Here is a 17,182-nt window from a genome sequence, read left to right as displayed (position 1 = left end):
GATAACCCGAAAGTCGACCGGCGTTCGATGCACCGCGTTCAGTGAGCGGTCCAGCCGCCGTCGAGTACCAGTGACGTGCCGGTCACGAAGGAGGCCTGCGGACTGCACAGGTACGCCACGGCCTCGGCGACCTCCTCGGGTTCGATGAGCCGTTTGACCGCGCTGTCCTGCAGCAGCACCTCGGACAGCACCCGCTCCTCGGGGATGCCGTGCGCCCGGGCCTGGTCGGCGAGCTGCTTCTCGACCAGTGGGGTGCGCACATAGGCGGGGTTCACACAGTTCGAGGTGACGCCATGGGGTGCTCCCTCCAGGGCGGCGGTCTTGGAGAGTCCCTCCAGACCATGTTTGGCCGCCACATAGGCCGACTTGAATGCCGAGGCGCGCAACCCATGGACCGAGGACACATTGACGATCCGACCCCAGCCCTGCCCATACATATGGGGCAGGGCACCACGGATGAGCCGGAAGGGCGCTTCCAGCATCACGGTGAGCACCGTGTGGAAGACGTCGGGCGGGAACTCCTCGATGGGGCGCACCAGTTGCAGCCCGGCGTTGTTGACGAGGACGTCGGTACCGGCGGCCGCGAGTTCGGCGGCGTCCAGGTCGGTGAGGTCCAGGACATGCGGCTCGACCGCACCCGCGAGGGTCCGGGCTCCCTCGGCCAGCGTCTCCAGGCCCGCGCCGTCCCGGTCGACCGCTCTCACCTTGGCACCAGCCGCGGCGAGCCGCAGCGCACAGGCACGGCCGATGCCACCGGCAGCACCGGTGACAAGGGCCGTGCGGCCGCCGAGGTCGAGCGCGGGAGGGCTGGAGGAGCCTTGGGCCGGGAGAGCGCTGGGCGGGGTCATGGCACGACCCTAGGCAGCACCTTCGCCGGCCCACATATGGGCACAGCCCATACTTCAGTCCGAAGTCATAGGCTCGAACCACGTGGGTTCATCGGACAGTGCCTGCTTGATCCGGAACAGCTGACGTTCGTCCATCGCGGGCAGCGCGTCCACGTCGTACCACCCGACCTGCAGGGATTCGTCGTCGTTCACGCGTGCCTCGCCACCGACGGCCCGGCAGCGGAAGGTGATGTCCATGAACTGGCACGTGTCGCCGTTGGGATAGGTGACCTCGTTCCCGGACCTGACGAGGACGACCCGCTCGGCGACGCACCGGACACCGGTCTCCTCGTACACCTCCCGCACTGCGCACACGGCGGGCTGCTCGCCGGGCTCCGGGATGCCGTTGATCACCGTCCACTTGCCGTTGTCCGCGCGCTGCCCCAGCAGGACCCGTCCCTCGTCGTCGAAGACGACGGCGCTGACCCCGGGAAGCCACAGGAGTTGGTGACCGGCGGAAGCCCGGATCGTACGAATGAAGTCAGGAGTAGCCATGGCTCCGACCCTAACGGGCTGGTGGCAACGCCCCGGCGAGTTCGGGGCGGTGCCACCGGCGTACGGCTACACCTCGGCGGCGCGCCGCCCGCGCACGCCCGCACCGATCGCCCAGCCGAGTCCGCCGGCGGCGACCAGCAGCAGGGCGACCTCCGGCAGGATGCCGAGCCGCGTGGCGGGTGTCTCGGAGGAGCGCAGCGGCACCTTCTGGACCAGCGAGTCGGCCACGAACATGCCGGTCTTCTGGGTGATCCTGCCGTCCGGCATGATGATCGCGCTGACGCCGCTGGTCACCGGAACGGTGACGGTCCGGCTGTGCTCGACGGCGCGGACCCGGGACATGGCGAGCTGCTGGTAGGTCATCTCGCTGCGGTCGAAGGTCGCGTTGTTGCTCGGTACGGAGATCATCTGCGCGCCGTCGATGACCTCGGAGCGCACGGTCCAGTCGAAGGCCGCCTCGTAGCAGGTGACGAGGCCGACCTTGGCGCCGTCCATGGTGAACACGCCCGGCTCGCTGCCGCGGCTGAAGTCCTGGCGGACCATCGAGGTCCAGTTCTCGTTGATCGCCCCGACGAGCGAGCGCAGCGGCAGGTACTCGCCGAACGGCTGGATCTGGCGCTTGTCGTACGTGTCGACCGGGCCCTTGACCGGGTCCCAGAGGATCTGCTCGTTGAGCAGTTTGCCGTCCCGCTCCACGACGCCGCCCACGGAGATGGGCACACCGATGGCCTTCGCGGCCCCGTCGATGACGGTGCGGGCGTCGGCGTTGGCGAAGGGGTCGATGTCGGAGGAGTTCTCGGGCCACAGCACGAAGTCGGGCTGTGCGACCTTGCCCGCCTTGACCTCGGCGGCCAGCCGCTCGGTCTCACGTGCGTGGTAGTCCAGTACGGCACGTCGCTGGGCGTTGAAGTCCAGTCCCGCGCGCGGGACGTTGCCCTGGATGACCGCGACGGTCGCGGTGCCGTTCTCGGCCTTGTCGCTGACCAGTGGCCCCGCGGCCACGGCGCCCACGACCGGTACGGCCACGCTCAGCAGGGCCACGGCCGCGGCGGACCGCCGTATCGCCCGGGTGCGCCGGTGCTCCACGGCAAGACGTACGACCTCGTAGAGGCCGAAGCCACACAGGACGACCGCGAAGCCGAGTACCGGGGTGCCGCCCAGCGCGGCGAGCGGCAGGAAGACGCCGTCGGCCTGGCCGAACGCGATCTTGCCCCAGGGGAAGCCGTTGAACGGCGCACGCGCGCGTGCCGCCTCTCCGGCGATCCACAGCGCCGCCGCCCACACCGGCCAGCCCGGCAGCTTCGACACCACGGCGACTCCCGCGCCCACCAGTGCCACGAAGATCGCCTCGATCACGACCAGCGCCAGCCACGGGCCTGGCCCGACCTCCACTCCGGTCCACACCAGCAGCGGCAGCAGGAAGCCGAGACCGAAGAGATAGCCGAGGCCCAGACCCGCCTTCCAACTGCGGCCGCGCAGCACCCAGCCGAAGACGGCGAAGGCCGGCAAGGACAGCCACCACAGGGTGCGCGGCGGGAAGCTGACGTAGAGCAGCACTCCGGAGAGCGCCGCGGCGAGGGCCGGAACCAGGCGCACGAGTTGTGCCGCGCGCGAGGCGGGCGCGATCTGCGGCTGCAGCTGGTCCGACTCGCCCACGGAAGTTGCGGTGACGGTCACTCCGGGAGTGTACGGCGGTAGGCCTCGGCACCGACAGCGCGGTCCGGCGACAGCGATCTTGAGACGCCAGCCCCGGCCACGGAGGCCCCACGTGGGCGTTCGCCCCAACAGTTCCATGGCGAGGCATCACTGGCGCGGCCCTCTGAGCCTCTGGGCCTCTGGGCCTCTTGCGGGATGCCGCCGCGTCAGCGCCGGCCGCCCCCGCGGCACAGGCGACCCGCCCCCGCGCCAATCAGGAGACCCGCCCCCTCCGCACGCCCCTGACGCATCGTTCCTGCACGACACGTCCACAAACCGGCCATAAGCCGTTACGGTATGCCGGAGCCTCAGTCGTACCGGCCGGTCAGGTCCGGGTGGCTGGGGTCCGTCACAGGTCGGGGGACCGGGTTCGGGGGGCGGGGTGGGTGTCACGGGGATGGCGTCTGCGGTTGGTCCGGGTGAGGACAGCGACAGACGAAACGTTTCTGACGCTGCGGGCGTGGTCGTGCTGGGGGCCTGCGCCACGTGGTCGTTGATCTCGGCTGCCGTGACCGGCGGCCGTCCCGAGGGTGTCCTGCTCGCGATCCTCGCCGTGGCCGCCGGTTACGCGGCGGGCCGGATCAGCGGGGCGCTCCTGCCGGTCGCCGCGCCCTGCGCCGGGGCACTGGCCGGAGTGGGCCTGACGCTGACCGTCCCGCATCTGTCCCCCGGGCCGCAGATCGTCGCCCCGCTCGGACAGGCCGGGGCCACCGCCGCGGTGCTGACCCTCGCCGTCGGTGCCGCGTGCTGCGCCGCTTGGGCCGCCTCGGGACCTGTCCTGCGCCTGGCCCTGCGCGCGCTGGCCGTCGGAATCGCGGTCACAGCGGCCGTCCTCGACTCGACCACGGGCTTCGTCACCTGCACCGCCGTCATACTGTGCTCGCTCGCCGCCGGCCACTTGCGCCATCGCGGCGTCGGCATCGCCGGACTGGCGCTGGCCGCGACTGCGGTCACCGGCCTGACCTGGGCGGTCGCCGCGAGCGCGGTGCCCGACGGATTCGCCTCCTGGCTGGAGGGTCAGCTGACACAGCACCGGATCCAGCTGTGGCGGGACGCCCTGCACCTGGCGCACGAGGACCTCGCCGTGGGCGTGGGCCCGGGACGCTTCGGGGAGCTCAGTACGACGGCCACGGACGCGGCGCTGTCCGACGGCAAACCGCACTCGGCGCCCCTGCAACAGGCGGCGGAACAGGGAGTCGTCGGCGTGATCCTGCTGGCGGCGGCCTTCTGCTGGATGCTGTTCGCGCTGTGGCGTACCGCGCGCCCCACTCCGGTCGCACTGACCGCGGGCGCCGCACTGACGGCGGTGGCGGCGGTCGCCGCCGTCGGCAACGCGCTCAGCTTCACCTCGGTGTCGGTGGGCGCGGGACTTCTCGCGGGGCTGGCCACGGCACGGCCACTCGCCGACGGATCGTCGGAGCGCGAGAGCGACGCACGCGCGCGTGGCGACCGACTGGCGCCATGAGCCGATCTGCGGCGCAGTGTCCGCCGTCAGACATGGTTCCGGTGGCTCTCCCCCAGCGTGACAACCGGATCCTTGTACTCAGCGCGCCTTTGACGGCTCAGTGCGCCGCGCCGGGCGTCGCCCGGGTCCGCAGCCGGTCCCTGATGACCAGTACGGCCGCTTCCGCGTCGTCCACGGTGATCGTGAACGTATGGCCGTCCCACAGCCTCAGCACCAGGCCCTCACCGCGCCGTACGACGACGGCGGTGCCCTTCTCGGGCCGCCATCGGTAACCCCAGCCGCCCCAGTGGCGCGGAGTGACGTGCTCGACGAAGTCGGCGCCCTCGACCTCGGACAGGGGGATGCGGCGGCGCGGCACACCGATGTGGCCGCAGCGCACCTCGAGGCATTCCTTGTCGACCCTCAAGGCGACGTGCACGAAGGCCAGAGTGCCGAAGAGGACCAGCAGCCCGGCGGCGATGCAGCCGACGACGGCCATGACGAGCGGGGCGATGCCGTCGTTCCACGGTGAGTCGACGGCGAGCTCGATCCCGAGCGCCATGCAGGCGGCGCCGACGAGCGCCAGCAGCCATTGGACCCGGTTGGTCGCCCGCCCGGTCCAGACATCGGGGTGCGGTTTACCGCCGTGGGGATGGTCCCTCATGGCTATGAGACTACTCAGGTTTCGCTGCGCCGGTACCGCGTCGCACAGAGTGACTGCGCCGACCGGGCCAGGCCGGACCCGCAGCATCCGATTGGTGACCGTAGGTCACCGTGCGGGGCTGATCGCCTGCAGGAGTCGGCCTTCCTCGTAGGCGAGAGCGGGCGCGGGCAGGGGCCCCTCGCGGCCGCTCAGCAGCACCGTCAGGGTGCCGTTCGGCGCGGCCCCGGGTGCGGGCTGCTCGCCGAGGCGGCGCAGCGCCTGCGCGGCGACCGCTCCGGCGGAGCCGTGCAGGACGAGGGGCGGGAAGCCGGGGCGCTGGACGGCTGTGCGGATGCGGTCGGCGACGAGCTCGTAGTGCGTGCAGCCCAGGACGACGGTCGTCACGTCCTCGGGGGTCAGTGCGGCGGCGGCCGCCACGGCGGCCTCGATCGCGGTCTCGTCCGCGTGCTCGACCGCCTCGGCCAGCCCGAAGCACGGCACCTCGGTGACGCTCACGCCGCCGGCGAAGTCCTTTATGAGGTTCTTCTGGTAGGGGCTGCCGGTGGTGGCGGGCGTGGCCCAGATCGCGACGGGGCCACCGCCGGCCGCGGCCGGCTTGATCGCCGGGACCGTACCGATGACCGGAATGGCGGGTTCGAGGCGGGCGCGGAGGGTGGGCAGGGCGTGCACGGTCGCGGTGTTGCAGCCGATGATCAGAGCGTCGGGCCGGTGCGCGGCGGCGGCGTCCGCGACGTCCACGGCGCGCTGGGTGAGGTCCTCGGAGGTCCTCGGGCCCCAGGGCATGCCGTCCGGGTCGAGGGAGAGCACGAGATCTGCGTCGGGTCGCAGTCGCCGTACCGCGGCGGTTGCCGCCAGCAAGCCGATTCCGGAGTCCATCAGCGCGATCTTCACCCGGCCACGATAGACGATGGGCCCTTGCGGGCCGCTCCCGTGGGGCAGACTGCGCGCGTGAGCGCCATCGCGTGGATCGCCACCGGATCACTCGCCGCCTGGCTGTGGCTGCTGCTCTGCCAGGGCTTCTTCTGGCGTACGGACGTCAGACTGCCGCATCGGAGGGAACCGGTCGACTGGCCGTCGGTCTGCGTCGTCGTACCGGCACGCGACGAGGCCGCGGTGCTGCCCGCGAGCCTGCCGTCGCTGCTCGCCCAGGACTACCCGGGGCGCGCGGAGATCTTCCTCGTCGACGACGGCAGTTCGGACGGCACCGGGGATCTGGCGCGCGACCTCGCGCGGCGGCACGGCGGGCTGCCACTGACGGTGGGCTCCCCCGGCGAGCCGCCCGCGGGCTGGACGGGCAAGCTCTGGGCGGTGCGGCACGGCATCGGCCTGGCACGCGCGCGTGAGCCCGAGTACCTCCTGCTGACGGACGCCGACATCGCGCATGCGCCCGACAGCCTGCGGGAACTGGTCGCGGCCGCGCGCGCCGGGGGTTTCGACGTCGTCTCGCAGATGGCCCGGCTGCGGGTGGAGAGCCTGTGGGAGCGGCTGGTCGTGCCGGCCTTCGTGTACTTCTTCGCGCAGTTGTATCCGTTCCGCCGGATCGGCAGGAAGGGAACGCGCACGGCGGCCGCGGCGGGCGGCTGCGTCCTGCTGCGCGCGGAGGCCGCCGAGCGGGCGCGGATCCCGGACGCCATCCGGCACGCCGTCATCGACGACGTGGCGCTCGCGCGGGCGGTCAAAGGCAGCGGCGGTCACATCTGGCTGGGGCTGGCCGAGGGGGTGGACAGTGTGCGCCCGTATCCGCGGCTGGGCGACCTGTGGCGGATGGTCTCGCGCAGCGCGTACGCGCAGTTGCGGCACAACCCGCTCGTGCTCGCCGGGACGGTCGCCGGGCTCGCGCTGGTGTATCTGGTCCCGCCCGCTGCCGTGATCACGGGGGCGGTCGGCGGGGACACGGTGACCGCGGCCGTCGGCGGCCTCGCATGGCTGGTGATGACAGGGACGTACGCGCCCATGCTCCGCTACTACAGCCAGCCACTGTGGCTCGCTCCGCTGCTGCCGTTCACCGCGTTCCTCTATCTCCTCATGACGGTCGACTCCGCGGTGCAGCACTACCGGGGGCGCGGGGCGGCCTGGAAGGGGCGCACCTACACGCGTCCGGACGCCGTGCCCGACGAGGGCTGACCAGCTGCGCTCCCAGACGATGGCAGTCGGGCTATTTGCGGCCGGGCGTCCAGTTCATGCCCCACCCGTAGGCGTGGTCGACCGTGCGCTGCGGGCTCACTCCGCGCTCGGGCACCAGGTAGCGGGCCTCGCGCTGGACGACGAGGTCGCTGCCGGTGTTGGTGATCAGGACGAGCGCGCACACCGTCGAGGGCACCGTGCACTCGTCGAGCGAGAAATCGATCGGGGCGCCGAACTGCGGCGTCAGGGTGACCGTGGCATGCAGGTCGGCGAAGGAACGCGCCCCCTCGTAGATGGTCACGAAGATCAGGATGCGCCGGATGGCCCGCTGGTGGTCGAGGTTGATGGTGAGGTTCTCGCCGCTGGACACGGCGCCGGTGCGGTCGTCGCCGTCGAGGTGGATGTACGGCGGCTGCCGCAGGGCGCCGTAGGCGTTGCCCAGGGACTGGACGACACCCTTGCTGCCGTCGGCGAGCTCGTACAGGGCGCACAGGTCGAGGTCGAGGTCGTTGTGCATGGCGACCGGGCGGCCCAGTTTGCTCGCCCAGCCCGAGAACTGCTTGCGTACCTGCCAGTTGAGGTTCACGCGCATGGCGCCCGAGGTGCCGCCCTGCTTGGTCAGCGAGACGGAGGGGGCTGCCTTGGTGAGCGTCACCTTGCTCAGACTGACGGGCGGCGCCTGGGGCACGGGCGGCGGAACCGGCGGCATGGCGGGCGGGGCCATGGGTGGGGGCATGGTCGCCGGGGGCGTGGCCGGTGGGGCCGTGGGCGCCGCGGCGGGGGCCGCCTGCTGGGGCTCGTCGACGGTGATGCCGTAGTCGGTGGCGAGGCCCTCGAGGCCGCTGCTGTAGCCCTGGCCGACGGCGCGGAACTTCCAGGCGCCCTGTCGGCGGTAGAACTCACCGAGCACGAAAGCGGTTTCCACGCTGGCGCCCATGCTGTCGAAACGAGCGACGACGGCGCCCTGGGCGGCATCCTTCACCTCGATACAGAGATCCGGCACCTGACCGAACGTGCCGCCGTCCGCGGAGGCGGCGAGGATGACGGTCTCGATCGCGGGCTCCACGCGCGCGAGGTCGACGAGCAGGGTGTCGGTCACCCGGCCGCCGGCGTCCCGCTTGCCCTCGTGCCGGACGGCACCGGAGGAGTGCTCGGGCTGGTTGTAGAAGACGAAGTCCCCGTCGGAGCGCACCTTTCCACCGACCAGCAACAGCGCGGAGGCGTCCGCATCGGGCACACCCGGTCCGGAGCGCCAGCCCAATTCGACCCGCAGTGCCGTCGTCGGCACAGGTGCATTCGATCCCTTCGGCATTGACATGTACGCCCCCACTCACGGGTCACCGCGCCAGGCATGCCCCGGCCGCTCATTGGGTTCTTCTACCGAGTCAACCTATTCCCCGCGACAGTTAACTCCCACGTGGAGCACAGGAAGACCGGTGGCCAACCGCCGGTAACCCGCTCGGAACTCGGCATTTACACGATCCGAACGCGGATTGGCGTCCCTTTTTGACAAGTTCGCTCGCATTGGGGATCCGCCGTCACTGCGGGCACATAAAACAACCCTCTTATCGGTCTCCCCAACCAGCACATCGTGGGCTTAACGTATGCGCCATGACCTCCCCCCGCTCCACTTATGGCGGCGGCTACTACTCCGCCTCCTTCCCGGACACCCCGATCTACGACTCGCTCGTGGCCGAGCGTGGCACCCCGCAGATCGCCCCGATCCGGGTGCCCGCCGCGTACGACATGCCGGGCAGCAACCTGCCCGCGCTGCCCACGGCCCTGCCGGCTCTCCCGGCGGCCCCGTCCCAGCCCTCCTACGGTTATCCGCAGACACAGCAGCCCGCTCCGCTACAGCAGGCACCCGCTGCGTACATCCCGCAGCAGGCGGCCGCGCCGCGCGGCTATCCGGGTCCGCAGGCTCAGCAGCCTCGGCCGGTGGCGCCCGGCGGCACGGGCTACGAGGCGATGCGCCCCGCGGCACCCCGCCCCGCCGCGGCTCCCTACCAGGACCCGTACAACAACCAGCAGTACCGCGGCTACTGACCCGTGTGCCCCGGGCGGTCGGCGCCACCTGGCACGATGACCTCATGGGGCACGCGAAACTGCAGTCGATTCACCTTCATCCGGTCAAGGCATGCCGGGGCACCGCGCCCCGGGAGGTCGTCGTGGAGCCCTGGGGGCTGGCCGGAGACCGACGCTGGGCGCTGATCGACGACGGGGGAAAGGTCGTGACGCAGCGCCAGCGACCGCGCCTCGCGCTGGCCGCCGCCGAGCTTCTGCCCGGTGGCGGCGTTCGGCTGTCCGCGCCCGGCATGGATCCGCTGACGGTGCCCGTACCCCGGCGGGTCGGCACGGTGCCGGTGGAGATCTTCCGGGACAAGGTCGAGGCGGTTCTCGCCGAGGACGACGCCGCGCATGCCTGGTTCAGTGACTTCCTCGGCGTGGACGTGCGCCTCGCGCACATGGACGACCCCGCCACGCGCCGCCCGGTCGACCCGGAGTACGCGCTGCCGGGTGAGACCGTCTCCTTCGCCGACGGCTATCCGCTGCTGCTCACCACGGCAGCCTCGCTCGACGCCCTCAACTCCCTGATCGCTCAGGGTGATCACGCCGGCGAGGGCCCGCTGCCGATGAACCGTTTCCGGCCCAATGTGGTCGTGTCGGGCACCGCGGCCTGGGCCGAGGACGGCTGGTCGCGCGTCGCCATCGGCGAGGTCGACTTCCGTGTCCCGAAGAAGTGCGGCCGGTGCGTGGTGACCACGACCGACCAGGGCACCGCCGAGCGCGGCAGGGAGCCCCTCCACACCCTGGGCAGGCACCGGCGGCTCGACGGCAAGCTGGTGTTCGGCCAGAACCTGGTGCCGCTGTCACGCGGCACGATCCGGGTCGGCGACCCGGTCACCATCCTCGACTGAAAAGGATCCCGCCGGAGCGACGACATGCGGGAACCGGGGCCGGGGGCCCGCTCGTTGGGCTTTGCATGAGAAGTTCATGAGAGGTCCCGGGCGCAGGTGATTTCGCTCTCTCTTCACCGGGCCCGCGGGTGAACGGCTCTGCCAGGGGTTATCACGGAGCGGGAAGGGGGTGGCCGGACGATGCGGGCGATCAGCGGACTCTGGCGCTGGCGGCACAATCCGCTGCGCCGTACGACCGATCTGCTCGAGGCCTGGGTCGCCCTCGGCGCCCTGCTGCTGATCCTGGTCGTCGCACCCTTGGCCGGCTCTCTGATCGGCGGCCTCGCCCAGAGCACCCTGCAGAAGTCCGTCCGCGAACAGCGCGCGTCCCGGCACCTGGTGACGGCGACCGTGGTCCGCAAGGCGGAAGGCTCCCAGCTGGACGTGGACCCCGAGGCCTCCACCGGCCGGGACTTGCGTACCCGGGTCGTCGCCGACTGGACCGCACCGGACGGCAGCGCCCACCGGGCAGCGGTCATGGCGAGCCTGGACTCCCCCCAGCCCGGCGACCGCTTCACGATATGGACGGACCGGCAGGGCCGCACGGTGGCCCGCCCGCTGGACTCCGCGACAGCGGCGACGCATGCCGTTCTCGCCGGGTTCGGCGCGGCCCTCCTGGCCGTCGGCCTTGTCGAGGGCTGCAGACGGCTGGTCGTCTGGCGCATGGTCCGTCGCCGGTACGCGCGTTGGGACCAGGCATGGGACAAGGCAGGTCCGGACTGGGGCCGGACCGGCACCGGCTGCTGACGGCCTTCCCGCTCTGGTCAACCCACCGTCCGCGCGCACGCTACGGTGGACCGGCCGAACTCTTCGGCAGCAAAACCCGCGTACTACGAGGTGGGGGCACATCAACGCCATGGCACAGGGCACGGTCCAGGTGACGCACACCGGCACATCGCGGTGGCGGCGCCGCACGGGTGAGTACGCGTCGCTCGCCGCCGCCCTGGAGGCCGCGGCCGACGGTGACGTCCTCACCGTCGCCCCCGGCACCTACCGGGAGAACCTCGTCGTCCAGCGGGCGGTGACCCTCCGCGGCCCCGAGGGCTCTCCGGGCTCGGTGCGTATCGCGCCGCTCGACGGTGTGCCGCTGACGGTGCGTGCCTCGGCCGTGGTCCAGGACCTGCACGTGGAGGGCCAGGACGCGGCGGCGCCCGCGCTGCTCGTGGAGGAGGGCACTCCGGAGCTGTCGGACGTCCGGATCGTCACGCGGTCCGCGGCCGGGATCGAGGTGCGGGGCGGTGCGCGGCCGACCGTGCGGCGCTGCACCGTCGACAACCCCGCGGGCATCGGCATCGCCGTACTCGACGGCGGGGGCGGGGTGTTCGAGGAGTGCGAGGTCGTCGCGGCCGGCCAGGCGGGCATCGCCGTGCGCGGCGGCGCCCACCCCCGTCTGGAGCGCTGCCGGGTCCATCACGCGTCGGGCTCGGGGTTGACGGCGACCGGTGAGAACTCCGCGCTGGAAGCCGTGGGTTGCGAGGTCTACGAGGTGAGGGGCTCCGGTGTCCAGATCACCGGCCGGGCCACCGCCCACCTCACCGACTGCGACGTTCACCGCACCACCGCCGACGGCGTCACGCTCGACACGGACGCCGTGCTGACGCTGGCGGACTGCCGTATCCACGACATCCCGGAGAACGCGGTCGACCTGCGCTCCCGCTCCGTGCTCACCCTGACCCGCACGACGGTGCGTCAGTTCGGGCGCAACGGCCTGTCGGTGTGGGACCCGGGCACGCGCGTGGACGCCAACCAGTGCGAGATCTTCGACAGCACGGGCGACTACCCGGCGGTGTGGGTCAGCGACGGCGCGACCGCCGTACTGGACTCCTGCCGGGTGCACGACGTGCCGGACGCCCTGTTCGTCCTCGACCGCGGCTCGCGCGCCGACGTCGTCGACAGCGACCTGTCCCAGGTGCGCAACACGGCCGTGTCGGTGAGCGACGGCGCGACCGCCCAGCTCGACGACTGCCGTATCCGGGACGCGGCGACGGGCGCCTGGTTCCGCGACCACGGCAGCGGCGGCACTCTCAACAACTGCACCCTGGACGGCAACCAGACCGGCGTGATCGTCACCAAGGGCGCCGACCCCACCATAGAGCGCTGCACGGTCGACTCCCCGACGGAGGCCGGGTTCTACGTGTCGGCGGGCGGCCGGGGCACCTTCCTGAACTGCCGGGTGCGGGGCAGCGCCGGCTATGGCTTCCATGTGATCGACGGGTGCCGTACGACGCTCAAGAAGTGCCGTACGGAGCGGTGCGCGCGCGGCGGCTACGAGTTCGCGGACGGCGGCCCGGACGCGGCCTCCGGGGCGGGCCCCGACGTGGAGGACTGCACCAGCGACGAGAGCGCGGGCCTGAGGCAGCCGACGCCGGAACCCGCCGTGCAGACGGCGCACCAGTCCCCCAGCCTCCTCGGCGCGATCCCCGGCCAGCGCTCGACCGAGCAGGAGCCGCTCATCGCCGCTTCGCAGCCCGAGACGTCGACGCGGACCTCCAAGGCCGTCCTCGGTGAACTGGACGCGCTGGTGGGCCTGGACAGCGTCAAGCGGGAGGTGCGCGCCCTCACCGACATGATCGAGGTGGGCCGGCGCCGTCAGCAGGCGGGTCTGAAGGCGGCGTCGGTCAAGCGCCATCTGGTCTTCACCGGCTCCCCCGGCACCGGCAAGACGACGGTCGCCCGCCTCTACGGCGAGATCCTCGCCTCCCTGGGCGTCCTGGAGAAGGGCCACCTGGTCGAGGTGTCCCGCGTCGACCTGGTCGGCGAGCACATCGGCTCCACGGCGATCCGCACCCAGGAGGCCTTCGACAAGGCGCGCGGCGGTGTGCTGTTCATCGACGAGGCGTACGCGCTCTCGCCGGAGGACTCGGGCCGGGACTTCGGCAAGGAGGCCATCGACACGCTGGTGAAGCTGATGGAGGACCACCGGGACGCGGTCGTGGTGATCGTCGCGGGCTACACGGCCGAGATGGAGCGCTTCCTGTCGGTCAACCCCGGTGTGGCGTCCCGTTTCTCACGAACCATCACCTTCAGCGACTACGGCCCCGACGAACTGCTGCGGATCGTGGAGCAGCAGGCCGAGGAGCACGAGTACCGGCTCGGCCCGGGCCTCGCCGAGGCCCTGCTGAAGTACTTCACGGCGATCCCCAAGGGCCCGGCGTTCGGCAACGGCCGCACGGCACGCCAGACCTTCGAGGCGATGGTGGAACGGCACGCGGGCCGGGTCGCCCAGCTCGACGAGCCGAGCACGGACGACCTGACGCTGCTGTACGCGGAGGACCTGCCGGAGCTGCCCTGAGCGGGTGGGCGGACCCGGCAGGCGTGTGGCGGGGCGGTGAGGTTTCCGGCCGGGTCGCGCACAGGCCTGCCACGTGCCGCTCCTGAGCCGGTCGGCCGGCCGGTTCAGCCCTCCCCCGTGGCTCCCGGCCGCTGCCCCGGTACCTCCGGCCTCAGCCGTTCCAGCAGCTTCTCCCGTTCCTTCGCGAACGCCGGGTCCGCCTGGTACCCGCCGTGGCCGAGGATGGGGGCGGGCAGGGGGTGTTCGGGGGTGCGGCCGTAGGCCAGGGGGTCCTTGAGGGGATCGTGGTCCACCTCGGGGCCGCAGTCGCCGGGCAGGCGGACCGGGCCGCCGATGGGGTCGGTGACCCGGTAGAGGTTGCGCCAGCAGTCGACCTCGGCGTGCAGGGAGGTGAGCGCGGCCGGGCCGAAGTGGGCGGGGAACCAGCGGCCGTAGAGGCGTTCCAGCGGGGAGCCGTAGGTGAGGAGCGCGACCCGCTTGCGGTCGGCGGGCGTCAGCTGCCAGGTCGCCGCGGCCGCGAGCACGCTGCCTTGGGAGTGCCCGGAGATGACGAGGCGGCGACCCTCCTCGACGCGGGTCCAGGTCGCCATCCGCCAGGTCAGGTCGGGGACCGCACGTTCGGCGTAACAGGGTGGCGCGAAGGGATGTGCGGCGCGCGGCCAGAAGGTGCCGACGTCCCACAGGATGCCGATGGTGCGCCGCGCGGAGGCGTCCTTGTAGGCACGCCTGCCCCAGGTGACGAACAGTATGAAGCCGAAGCCGATCAGCCAGGAGCCCAGCGCCTGTGCGGTCTGCGCGCCCCCATGGACGAAGGCGTACGTCCCCTCGGCGGCCTGGCTCGGTGTCTCGTCGCTCGTCAGGGCGCCGACCAGGGCTCCGGCGCCCAGGAGCAGGGTCGCGGTGGAGGTGACGGCGACGACGAGAGGGGCGCGGTCGGTGAGCGTGGCCATCGCGCGCGTGCCGGCGATACGGCGGGTGCGTGCCGTGTCCCGGGGTTCCCCCGCGTAGTCGAGCTCCACCGTGCCCAGCTCGGTGCGGCGCAGCCGCCAGGCCCGCCATGCCAGCCAGCCGCAGAGCAGCAGGAGCAGGACCAGCAGCGGTGGGATGACGGAGGCCTGCCAGGTCAGCAGGACCGGCGGACCCGCGATGGAGGTGCCCGTGCCGTCGAGCCAGTCGGCCACCCGCTGGGACACGCCGCCGGACATCACGCCACCGAGGGCACAGGCCAGCATCGCCACGGCGGGTCCACCCAGGCCCCGCATCGCGGCGCGCGGGTCGGGATCGGTGCGGTGCAGGAGGTGGGCGACCACGGCGAGGACGATGACGATCAAGCCCTGGAGGAACGCGATGGCTCCGAAAGTGGGGTCGCCCGGGAGACGGTCCGCCGACTGCCAGCCCGGGCGGTCCCACCCGGCGTAGACGAGGGCGAGCGCGAGCAGGACGAGGGAGGCGAGCGGGAGACGTCGTACGAGATGCTCGTCGAGTTCCTGGTCGAGGCGGTTCTCGCTGCGGCCCCGGCGGCAGACCACCCACACCACGACGGCCGCCCCGGCGATCACCGCCGTGTGCAGGAGCCACCCCAGCGCGTCCAGCAGCGCGGGCCCGCCGGGCCGGCGGTCGAAGCGTGCGGCAGCCGAGCCGACGGCCGCGGCGACCGTCAGCAGGCCGGCTGCGGTGTGCGCGGCACGCAGCCGGGCGACCAGGCGACGGCCGTACCAGAAGCCGGGGCGGCCCAGGGAGGTGCGGCCGGAGTCCTCGTCGGGACCGGGCTCGCGGGACATCGGCTGCTGGGACTCGTAGGCGCTCCAGGTGCGGCGGGAGAGGTACCAGAGCAGGCCGGTCAGCGCGGTGGGCACCAGGGCGGCGAGAGCGAGCCTGCGGCCCGGGTGGCTCCACCAGCCGCCCTCGGATGTCACGGGCGACAGGAAGCCGAGCCAGCTGTGCCGCTCGGCGCACGCGCGCGTGCCCGCGCACTGCCATGCCGTGAGGTCCAGGGCGACCTCGCAGGCGGCCGCGACGAGCAGCACGGTCAGCGTCAGTCCGGCCAGCCGCACGAGCAGGCCGTAGAGACGTACCGTCCGCTCGCGGTCCCGTGCGGTGGGGCGCATCCAGTGGGCGAGGTTGACCACCATGAACGGCAGCAACAGCAGCCACAGGGCGCGGGCGCTGTTCCCGGACGTGAGGTTGCACCAGACGTAGGCCTCGGGCACCGGTTTGCCCCGGTAGTCGTCCGGCCGGTCCTCCGCGTCGACGTCCTCGGCCCGCCGGAACACGGCGGCGGTGTCGTCGCCGGTGATCCGTACGGTCCGCGGATCGTCGAGCATCTCCTGCGGTGTCGTGCCGCCGACCCCGTGGACCAGGAGTTCCAGGGCTGTCCCGGCACTCTCGGCACCCGCGACGGCACGTCTGTCGGGACCACCTGTCGCCGCGTCCGCCCCGTTGATCTCGGCGACGCGTTCCTGCGCACGTTCCACTGTTCGCACTTCCCCCGTGACGAGCCCTTGGCTTCTGTCCGTGCGGGCACAAGGATCTCCCCGGAGAGGGGGCTCTACACCTCTCGTCACGCAATCTCCCCGATCCGCGTGAAGAACAGCGGAACAGGCGATGCCGAAGTGACATGCGCGCGTCGTGACAGCCAGTGGCGCGACCGGTGCCGACCCATGCGAGGATGGGTCGTCCCGCGCACCGGGAGCGGCGAGAATGTCCTTGTCGGAGGGGTTGCGCAGGGTGTGTCGAACGGCATGAGGCGAAAGGACCGGAGCGTACGTGAGTGAGAATCAGAACCTCCTCGCGGAGCAGCGGCGCGCCCTGATCCTGGACGAGGTACGGCGCCGAGGCGGGGTACGCGTCAACGAGCTGACCCGCAAGCTCGGCGTGTCGGACATGACGGTGCGCCGCGATCTCGACGCGCTCGCCCGGCAGGGCGTGCTGGAGAAGGTGCACGGCGGCGCGGTCCCGGTGATGGAGGCGAGTACGCACGAGCCGGGCTTCGAGGCCAAGTCGGGTCTGGAGCTGACGGCCAAGGAGGACATCGCGCGGGCCGCGGCCGACCTGGTCGCGCCGGGCAGCGCGATCGCCCTGTCCGGCGGTACGACGACGTACGCGCTGGCGCACCAGCTGGTGGACGTGCCGGACCTGACCGTCGTCACCAATTCGGTGCGGGTCGCCGACGTCTTCCACGCCGCGCAGCGCACGACGGGCCCCCGGCAGGGCGCGGCGACGGTCGTGCTGACCGGTGGGGTGCGCACCCCCTCCGACTCGCTGGTGGGTCCGGTGGCCGACCAGGCGATCGCGACGCTCCACTTCGACGTGCTGTTCCTCGGTGTGCACGGGATATCGGTCGAGGCCGGCCTGTCCACGCCGAACCTCGCGGAGGCCGAGACCAACCGGCGTCTGGTGCAGTCCGCGCGCCGGGTCGTGGTGGTCGCCGACCACACCAAGTGGGGCGTGGTGGGGCTGAGTTCGTTCGCGGCGCTGGAGCAGGTCGACACGCTCGTGACGGACGCCGGGCTCGCGACCGACGCGCGCTCGGAGATCTCGGAGCATCTGCGGCGGCTGGTGGTGGCGGGCGAACCCGACGAGGATGCCGACGTCTGAGGTCGGTGGCATCCGGCGGTGCAGACA

The 17,182-nt window shown here is 72.0% G+C and carries 14 protein-coding genes; 7 read left to right on the top strand and 7 right to left on the bottom strand.

Features of this window, described 5'->3' with window-relative positions:
* Window positions 1-38: 38 nt before the first annotated feature.
* From ABD932_RS18240 to lnt, 3 genes are all read right to left on the bottom strand, one after another.
* Window positions 39-848, bottom strand: coding sequence for a 3-hydroxybutyrate dehydrogenase (locus ABD932_RS18240; protein WP_345013918.1), 810 nt, complete (start codon window positions 846-848; stop codon window positions 39-41).
* Between the two features lie 54 nt (window positions 849-902).
* Complete coding sequence (locus ABD932_RS18235) at window positions 903-1,382, bottom strand: NUDIX hydrolase (RefSeq protein WP_345013916.1); 480 nt, start codon at window positions 1,380-1,382, stop codon at window positions 903-905.
* 66 nt (window positions 1,383-1,448) lie between these two features.
* Complete coding sequence (gene lnt / locus ABD932_RS18230; protein ID WP_345013914.1) at window positions 1,449-3,059, bottom strand: apolipoprotein N-acyltransferase; 1,611 nt, start codon at window positions 3,057-3,059, stop codon at window positions 1,449-1,451.
* Between the two features lie 415 nt (window positions 3,060-3,474).
* Here lnt and ABD932_RS18225 point away from each other — a divergent pair, with 415 nt between their 5' ends.
* Window positions 3,475-4,542, top strand: coding sequence for an O-antigen ligase family protein (locus ABD932_RS18225; protein WP_345013912.1), 1,068 nt, complete (start codon window positions 3,475-3,477; stop codon window positions 4,540-4,542).
* Window positions 4,543-4,639: 97 nt separating this feature from the next.
* On the opposite strand, the gene ABD932_RS18220 is transcribed toward ABD932_RS18225, so the two are convergent.
* Both ABD932_RS18220 and ABD932_RS18215 read right to left on the bottom strand, forming a co-directional pair.
* The gene (locus tag ABD932_RS18220) at window positions 4,640-5,185 is read right to left on the bottom strand and encodes a hypothetical protein (RefSeq protein WP_345013910.1); all 546 of its coding nucleotides are present in this window, start codon (window positions 5,183-5,185) and stop codon (window positions 4,640-4,642) included.
* Window positions 5,186-5,290: 105 nt separating this feature from the next.
* Window positions 5,291-6,076, bottom strand: a complete 786-nt coding sequence (locus ABD932_RS18215; RefSeq protein WP_345013908.1) for a glutamate racemase — start codon at window positions 6,074-6,076, stop codon at window positions 5,291-5,293.
* Between the two features lie 39 nt (window positions 6,077-6,115).
* On the opposite strand from ABD932_RS18215, the gene ABD932_RS18210 reads away from it, so the two are divergent.
* Window positions 6,116-7,309, top strand: a complete 1,194-nt coding sequence (locus ABD932_RS18210; protein WP_345013906.1) for a glycosyltransferase — start codon at window positions 6,116-6,118, stop codon at window positions 7,307-7,309.
* Between the two features lie 31 nt (window positions 7,310-7,340).
* On the opposite strand, the gene ABD932_RS18205 is transcribed toward ABD932_RS18210, so the two are convergent.
* Window positions 7,341-8,621, bottom strand: a complete 1,281-nt coding sequence (locus ABD932_RS18205; protein ID WP_345014465.1) for a TerD family protein — start codon at window positions 8,619-8,621, stop codon at window positions 7,341-7,343.
* Window positions 8,622-8,920: 299 nt separating this feature from the next.
* Here ABD932_RS18205 and ABD932_RS18200 point away from each other — a divergent pair, with 299 nt between their 5' ends.
* The 4 genes from ABD932_RS18200 (at window position 8,921) to ABD932_RS18185 (ending at window position 13,558) form a co-directional block, all read left to right on the top strand.
* Window positions 8,921-9,355 carry a DUF6643 family protein gene (locus ABD932_RS18200; protein WP_345013904.1) on the top strand — a complete coding sequence of 145 codons (435 nt, stop codon included), beginning with the start codon at window positions 8,921-8,923 and terminating at the stop codon, window positions 9,353-9,355.
* Window positions 9,356-9,399: 44 nt separating this feature from the next.
* Window positions 9,400-10,227 carry an MOSC domain-containing protein gene (locus ABD932_RS18195; RefSeq protein WP_345013902.1) on the top strand — a complete coding sequence of 276 codons (828 nt, stop codon included), beginning with the start codon at window positions 9,400-9,402 and terminating at the stop codon, window positions 10,225-10,227.
* A gap of 180 nt (window positions 10,228-10,407) precedes the next feature.
* Entirely contained in the window at window positions 10,408-11,013 is a 606-nt protein-coding gene (locus ABD932_RS18190) for an Rv1733c family protein (protein ID WP_345013900.1), read from the top strand.
* Window positions 11,014-11,122: 109 nt separating this feature from the next.
* Complete coding sequence (locus tag ABD932_RS18185; protein WP_345013898.1) at window positions 11,123-13,558, top strand: right-handed parallel beta-helix repeat-containing protein; 2,436 nt, start codon at window positions 11,123-11,125, stop codon at window positions 13,556-13,558.
* A gap of 104 nt (window positions 13,559-13,662) precedes the next feature.
* On the opposite strand, the gene ABD932_RS18180 is transcribed toward ABD932_RS18185, so the two are convergent.
* Entirely contained in the window at window positions 13,663-16,032 is a 2,370-nt protein-coding gene (locus tag ABD932_RS18180) for a hypothetical protein (protein ID WP_425587473.1), read from the bottom strand.
* Between the two features lie 292 nt (window positions 16,033-16,324).
* Here ABD932_RS18180 and ABD932_RS18175 point away from each other — a divergent pair, with 292 nt between their 5' ends.
* Window positions 16,325-17,155 carry a DeoR/GlpR family DNA-binding transcription regulator gene (locus ABD932_RS18175; RefSeq protein WP_345013897.1) on the top strand — a complete coding sequence of 277 codons (831 nt, stop codon included), beginning with the start codon at window positions 16,325-16,327 and terminating at the stop codon, window positions 17,153-17,155.
* The last annotated feature ends 27 nt before the right edge of the window (window positions 17,156-17,182 follow it).

The sequence above is a fragment of the Streptomyces shaanxiensis genome (assembly GCF_039537145.1).
GTDB classification, from domain to species: Bacteria; Actinomycetota; Actinomycetes; order Streptomycetales; family Streptomycetaceae; genus Streptomyces; species Streptomyces shaanxiensis.
The sequence above is the reverse complement of the archived record's forward strand: the minus strand, read 5'-3'. Positions and strand labels throughout refer to the sequence as shown.

Bases quoted from the DNA above. Each gene is read 5' to 3' on its own strand.
- ABD932_RS18185 (WP_345013898.1), top strand. From the start codon at position 11,123: ATGGCACAGGGCACGGTCCAGGTGACGCACACCGGCACATCGCGGTGG.
- ABD932_RS18240 (WP_345013918.1), bottom strand. From the start codon at position 848: ATGACCCCGCCCAGCGCTCTCCCGGCCCAAGGCTCCTCCAGCCCTCCC.
- ABD932_RS18205 (WP_345014465.1), bottom strand. From the start codon at position 8,621: ATGCCGAAGGGATCGAATGCACCTGTGCCGACGACGGCACTGCGGGTC.
- ABD932_RS18235 (WP_345013916.1), bottom strand. From the start codon at position 1,382: ATGGCTACTCCTGACTTCATTCGTACGATCCGGGCTTCCGCCGGTCAC.
- ABD932_RS18195 (WP_345013902.1), top strand. From the start codon at position 9,400: ATGGGGCACGCGAAACTGCAGTCGATTCACCTTCATCCGGTCAAGGCA.
- ABD932_RS18225 (WP_345013912.1), top strand. From the start codon at position 3,475: ATGGCGTCTGCGGTTGGTCCGGGTGAGGACAGCGACAGACGAAACGTT.
- ABD932_RS18190 (WP_345013900.1), top strand. From the start codon at position 10,408: ATGCGGGCGATCAGCGGACTCTGGCGCTGGCGGCACAATCCGCTGCGC.
- ABD932_RS18220 (WP_345013910.1), bottom strand. From the start codon at position 5,185: ATGAGGGACCATCCCCACGGCGGTAAACCGCACCCCGATGTCTGGACC.
- ABD932_RS18200 (WP_345013904.1), top strand. From the start codon at position 8,921: ATGACCTCCCCCCGCTCCACTTATGGCGGCGGCTACTACTCCGCCTCC.